The organism is Pseudomonas meliae (genome assembly GCF_001400515.1).
Classification (GTDB): Bacteria; Pseudomonadota; Gammaproteobacteria; order Pseudomonadales; family Pseudomonadaceae; genus Aquipseudomonas; species Aquipseudomonas amygdali.
In genome coordinates this window covers 1-5,807 of sequence record NZ_LJQT01000271.1, presented here as the reverse complement: position 1 = coordinate 5,807, position 5,807 = coordinate 1, and the positions used below count along the sequence as shown (strand labels likewise).

The window sequence follows — 5,807 nt, the reverse complement described above, 5'->3', positions numbered from 1 at the left end:
TGTCTACACCCTCTTAAGTGCACCCGCTTTGAATCCGGGAAGTGGATTGACATGAAAAAACCGGAACCGAGGGCCGAGCTGCTGACAATAGAGCTCGATAGGCTTCCATATGTCCGGGTCCTGAGTATTGTTGTCGATGACCAGCACTTCGAAGTCCGGGTACTCCAGCGTTTGCAACGAGTCGAGCGTCCGTTTCACCATGTCCGGAGGTTCGTTGTAACACGGAACATGCAGGGAAACTTTCTGGGTGGGGCCAACAGGGCTATGGTGGGGGTAGAAAGAGCGTGGGGCACCCGGCCCCCAGCAGGCTTCGAGGAATTCATGCGTTTCGATACCTGTGTAAGTCAGTATGCTGGCAGCCCAGATAAAGGCAACAGGCAGCGCGAGCCAGGCGGGCAGTGGCGGCGAGTTGTACATACCGAACCCTGACAATGCGCAATAAGCCAGCACGATTATCAAGGCGCCCGCAGGCCACGATTCCGGTCTAAGGCGGGTGACAAGCCTGAGTATTTCCGAGAGCACGTTGACCGGCATTTTTATCGGGCCGCTGACGTGCAGTTTTAATCTGCGCTTTGCATCGAACAAACCCCAATTAGGGCCGGGCAGGCCTTCTTCAGTCTTCCAGTGCTGGTCGAAGGCTTCTATCACGAAATAGTCATGGCCGTGCTGATCGAGTAGCGGAATCTGGTTGCGCAGGTATATCGAGTGCTCTGCGTCAGAGCTTGTCATCCGCCTCTTGGCGATGGCCTTGCTTGGCCAGCCAATCTCGGAAAGTATGAGGGGTTTGTCAGGGAATCTCGCGCTCAGTTCGTTCGCGTGCGCCAGAACGATCGCGCTCGCGTCCAGCGCTGATGCGCCTTCCCAGAAAGGCAATATATGAGCCGCAATGAAGTCGACATGCCTGACAAGTTCCGGCGTCTCGTACCATTGTGTCCATATCTCGGAGGTCGAGACAGGTACATAGACGGCACGTCGTGCGGTCTGCAGATAGTGAATAAGCAGATCGACGGGAACATCATCACGAAACAGGACTTCATTTCCCAGGACCAGGCGTTGCACGCTGGAGTAACGATTGGCGAGTTCGATCCCCGCCTTTATTTCCTGACTATTGTGCGTTTCATCCTCTGTTATCCATACGCCAAGTGTGACATTCATGCCCAGTGCTTCGGCGAGCTCGGGGATATGCATTAATGTCCCTTCCACCGAGTACGTTCTTATATTTCGTGTAAGGCTTCGAAGTAACAGCAGGTCTTCCCTTATCTGATCGCGCGTCGGAAAAATCTGTTTGTAGGGGCTTTGGCCCGGTCGAAAAGGGGCATAGGCCACGCCAGAGATCATTGCAGGCCAGTCGGGCGGATGGTTAAGTCTTGTTTTGAAAAGGTTTGCCGACCACGTGCCTGTATTGTTTGAATTTTCATCCATGTTTGAAATGTGCTCCATGCGGTGTCTGTATACCGCGACTCCCTGTCGCGTCCATTAACCCTAGCGGCTTTGACGTGTTGGACATTTCGACTGCTTAGACTTTTTTCTGTGCTGTCTTTGCAGAACAGATAGTTTTTGCCCCGTCAGCCCTGATTTCGACGGGGCGACAAGCCGGGTGCCTTAACTCCCGACAAACCCCTATAATGCGCGCCGGTTTTTGAGGTATTGATCATGAGCGCAGAAGATCCACGTTTCGCTGGCATCGCCCGTTTGTACGGCATTGAAGGCCTGGCGCGCCTGCGCGCGGCTCATGTGGCAGTGGTCGGTATCGGCGGCGTGGGCTCGTGGGCGGCGGAAGCCATGGCACGCAGTGGTGTGGGCGAGATTTCGCTGTTTGACATGGACGACGTCTGTGTCAGCAACAGCAACCGCCAATTGCATGCACTGGACAGCACAGTCGGTCGACCGAAGGTTGAAGTGATGGCCGAGCGGATTCGCGCGATCAATCCTGATTGCATCGTGCATGCGGTTTCTGATTTCGTGACCCGCGACACGATGGCTGAGTGCATCACCCCGGACATGGATTTCGTGATCGACTGTATCGACAGCGTCAACGCCAAGGCAGCACTGATTTCGTGGTGTAAGCGGCGCAAGATCCAGATGGTCACCACCGGTGGTGCCGGTGGGCAGATTGATCCGACACTGATTCAGATCGCCGACTTGAACCGCACGTTCAACGACCCGCTGGCCTCCAAGGTACGTTCCACCCTGCGTCGCGACTATGGCTTTTCGCGCACGCCTAACCGCCACTACAGCGTGCCTTGCGTGTTCTCCAGCGAACAGCTGCGCTATCCCAAGCCTGATGGCAGTATTTGCCTGGAAAAGAAGTTCGTCGGTGAGGGTGTAAAGCTCGACTGTGCAGGCGGCTTCGGCGCGGTGATGATGGTCACTGCCACGTTCGGCATGGTCGCCGCCACGCGTGCAGTGGACAAGCTGGTTGCAGGTGCGCGACGGCCTTCGGAGCGGGTCAAGCCAGCGGTTGCAACGCCCGATCAGGCTTGAGTCAGCTGACGCATCTTCTGTAGCACGGCATTCAGGCCGTTGCTGCGTGACGGTGAGAGCTGGCGACCAAGGCCCAACTGATCGAACCAGTCAGACAAGTCCACGGCTTCCAGCTCCGGGGCCGACAGACCGTTAACGCGGGCCAGCAGTAGCGCCACCAGACCTCGAATCAGCCGGGCGTCGCTGCTGGCCCGGAACAGCCAGGCTCCTGCGCTGACTTCGCCCGTCAGCCAGACCTTGCTTTCACAGCCGTGTACCAGATTGTCGTCCGTCTTTTCTTCGTCGCTCAACGAGGGGAGGCGATCCCCCCATTGCATGAGCAGGCGTGCGCGCTGTTCCCAGCTCTGTGGCTGGGAAAAGCTGTCGAGCGCGGTCTGCGCCAATGCGGGGAGAGTCATCGAAGCAGCTCCAGTGCCTGATCCAGTGCGCTGAAAAACCGCAGCAAGTCATCTGAATCATTGTAGAGCGCAAGTGAAACACGAATTGCGCTGGGCAGACCGAGTGTATCGAACAGTGGCATCGCGCAGTGACGACCAGCGCGCACGGCAATACCCTGTTCGGTCAGCAAATGAGCCAGATCGGCGTTGTGTATGCCGTCCACGACGAAACTGGCCAGTGCCAGGTCCGGTGAGCCCAATACCTGAATACCTTCACGCCTTTGCAGGCCTTCAAGCAGGCGACGGTGCAGATTTGCTTCGTGTTCCGCGACCGCCTGATGATCAAGGCTTTCCAGGTAAGCCAGCGTAGCGCCCAGACCGATCACGCTGGCGATGGGCGGGGTGCCCGCTTCAAAGCCCAGCGGGGCCTGGCGAAATTTCGCGTGTTGATAATCGGCGGTCAGCACCATCTCGCCGCCGAACTGCCAGTGCGTCAGGTTCGGTAGCGCGTCGCTGCGTCCGTACAGCACACCTAGCCCTTCCGGACCATAAAGCTTGTGGCTGGAAAACACATAAAAGTCGCAGCCCAGTGCCTGTACATCGTGGCGTCCATGCACCACACCTTGTGATCCGTCCACGACCGTGAGCGCACCTTGCGCTTTCGCCAGTGCGATAAGGCGGGCGAGCGGCTGCCAAGTGCCGAGCACGTTGGACAGCTGACTGACTGCGAGCAGACGCGTGCGAGGGCCGATCAGACTGGCCGCAGCATGGCAGTCGATTACACCATCGGGATCGAGCGGCAGTATCACCAGTTTCAGGCCGCGGCGCTGAGCCAGTTGCTGCCACGGCAGCAGGTTGGCGTGATGTTCCAGTGCGCTAATGGCGATCTCGTCGCCCGCAGTGAAACTATGCTCCAGCCCATAGGCCAGCAGGTTGAGCGCAGAAGTGGCCCCGTGGGTAAAGATGATTTGTCCGCTCTCGCCGGCATTCAGCCAGTGCGCGGCCTTGCCACGGCTGGCTTCAAACGCCTGGGTGGCGTGTGCGCCCGGCAGATGCTGGGCACGATGCACGTTGGCGGTACCGTTGACGTAGTAATGAGTCAGGGCATCGATCAGCGCCTGAGGTTTTTGCGTGGTGGCGGCGTTGTCCAGATAGGTCTGGCCTTGCCGTTGCAGGGCGGCGATAGCGGGGAAGTCGCCACGCCAGGGAGAAATGAGGGGCATTGTTCGTCCAGCGTGTGGAGGCGGAGGTTCAAGGCCGCAGCCTTGAACCCGCACACAGCATCAGTTATGAGCGTGCAGTGCTTCGTTCAGCTCGATGGCCGACTTGTGGGTTTTGCATTCCACTGCGCCGGTCTGCGAGTTGCGACGGAACAACAGGTCGTTCTGGCCTGCCAGCTCGCGTGCCTTGACGATCTTGACCAGTTCGTTGTTTTCATCGAGCAGCGCGACCTTGGTGCCGGCGGTCACATACAGACCCGATTCCACGGTATTGCGATCGCCCAGCGGAATACCGATGCCGGCGTTGGCACCGATCAGGCAGCCTTCGCCAACCTTGATGATGATGTTGCCGCCACCCGACAGCGTACCCATGGTCGAGCAGCCGCCACCCAGATCCGAGCCCTTGCCGACGAATACGCCTGCAGAAACGCGGCCTTCGATCATGCCCGGGCCTTCGGTGCCGCCATTGAAGTTGACGAAGCCTTCGTGCATGACGGTGGTGCCTTCGCCGATGTAAGCGCCCAGACGTACGCGAGCACTGTCAGCGATACGAACGCCGCTCGGTACGACGTAGTCGGTCATTTTCGGGAATTTGTCGACCGAGAACACTTCCAGCAGTTCGCCTTTAAGGCGTGCTTCAAGCTGACGTTCGGCCAGTTCGGTGAGATCGACCGCGCCCTGGCTGGTCCAGGCTACGTTTGGCAGCAACGGGAAGATACCTGCCAGGTTCAGGCCGTGTGGCTTGACCAGGCGATGCGACAGCAGGTGCAGCTTGAGGTAAGCCTCTGTAGTCGACGTCAGGGTTGCGTCTTCAGCCAGCAGGGTGGCAACCAGCGGCTTCTGGCTTTCCGCCAGACGAGTCAGCAGCGCGGCCTGGGTCGCGTCCACGGATTTGACCGCCTCGGCCAGCTTGTATGCCAGGTCTACATTGAAGGTGATTGCCTGATTGCCGTTGGTGTAACCCAGAACAGGCGCGATGGCCGCGACCAGTTCTACGGAAGGATTGATCAGCGGCTGAGCGTAAAATACTTCGAGCCATGAGCCTTGACGATTTTGAGTGCCGACGCCGAAGGCCAGGCTGAACAGGGTAGTGGACATGTAAATACCTCTTGGCTTTATCAAGGGGCTTTCAGTAGCGCTCTGGCTTACTGTAAAGCCGCTGCATACAGGTCGGGCTTGAAGCCGATCAGGGTTTTATTGCCCAGATCAAGCACCGGACGCTTGATCATGGACGGCTGCGCGAGCATCAGTTCTATGGCTTTCGCTTGATCGAGATCGGCCTTTTGTCCGTCATCGAGCTTGCGAAAGGTAGTGCCTGCGCGGTTCAGCACGACCTGCCAGCCGTGTTCATTGCACCACTGCGCGAGGTGTTCCCGGTCGATGCCCTGTGTCTTGTAGTCATGAAAATCGTAGCTCACGGAATTATCGTCGAGCCAGGTGCGGGCCTTCTTCATAGTGTCGCAGGCTTTGATGCCAAATAGAGTGTAAGTCATCGTTTTGGGGTGGGGTGGCTGATCTTGCTCGATACTCCCCACTTTCTCTCCTCGCAATTTAGCCGGGTATTATGCCACGTCAGACCGCTTCGTGTTGTGACAGCGCTGGTACAGAGACTGAACAAAAACTAGATAATAACCCTAACTGTCATTAAGAAAACTTCACCCTTCCACGCTTGAGTGGCACGCCCGGGCGGGCAATTATTGCTTTCCATTTAAGAGGGTGTAGACAA

General features: G+C 57.8%; 5 protein-coding genes and 1 pseudogene. 1 reads left to right on the top strand and 5 read right to left on the bottom strand.

Annotated features, from left to right (window positions below):
* Positions 1-15 precede the first annotated feature (15 nt).
* A pseudogene (locus ALO64_RS12450) lies at positions 16-1,422 on the bottom strand (glycoside hydrolase family 17 protein); the annotation flags it as partial.
* A gap of 231 nt (positions 1,423-1,653) precedes the next feature.
* Between ALO64_RS12450 and tcdA the strand changes: the two are divergent.
* Positions 1,654-2,484: a tRNA cyclic N6-threonylcarbamoyladenosine(37) synthase TcdA gene (gene tcdA / locus ALO64_RS12445; protein ID WP_005743424.1), complete on the top strand. Its 831-nt coding sequence runs from the start codon at positions 1,654-1,656 to the stop codon at positions 2,482-2,484.
* On the opposite strand, the gene ALO64_RS12440 is transcribed toward tcdA, so the two are convergent.
* The 4 genes from ALO64_RS12440 to ALO64_RS12425 are packed head-to-tail and all read right to left on the bottom strand — an operon-like array spanning position 2,475 to position 5,574.
* On the bottom strand, positions 2,475-2,882 hold the full coding sequence (locus tag ALO64_RS12440; protein WP_002554738.1) for a SufE family protein: 408 nt from the start codon (positions 2,880-2,882) through the stop codon (positions 2,475-2,477). The genes tcdA and ALO64_RS12440 overlap by 10 nt on opposite strands.
* The gene (locus tag ALO64_RS12435; RefSeq protein ID WP_044345480.1) at positions 2,879-4,084 is read right to left on the bottom strand and encodes an aminotransferase class V-fold PLP-dependent enzyme; all 1,206 of its coding nucleotides are present in this window, start codon (positions 4,082-4,084) and stop codon (positions 2,879-2,881) included. The genes ALO64_RS12440 and ALO64_RS12435 overlap by 4 nt, the downstream gene beginning before the upstream one ends.
* 60 nt (positions 4,085-4,144) lie before the next feature.
* On the bottom strand, positions 4,145-5,179 hold the full coding sequence (gene dapD / locus ALO64_RS12430) for a 2,3,4,5-tetrahydropyridine-2,6-dicarboxylate N-succinyltransferase (RefSeq protein ID WP_044345478.1): 1,035 nt from the start codon (positions 5,177-5,179) through the stop codon (positions 4,145-4,147).
* A gap of 47 nt (positions 5,180-5,226) precedes the next feature.
* Positions 5,227-5,574 carry an ArsC family reductase gene (locus ALO64_RS12425; RefSeq protein WP_002554735.1) on the bottom strand — a complete coding sequence of 116 codons (348 nt, stop codon included), beginning with the start codon at positions 5,572-5,574 and terminating at the stop codon, positions 5,227-5,229.
* Positions 5,575-5,807 lie beyond the last annotated feature (233 nt).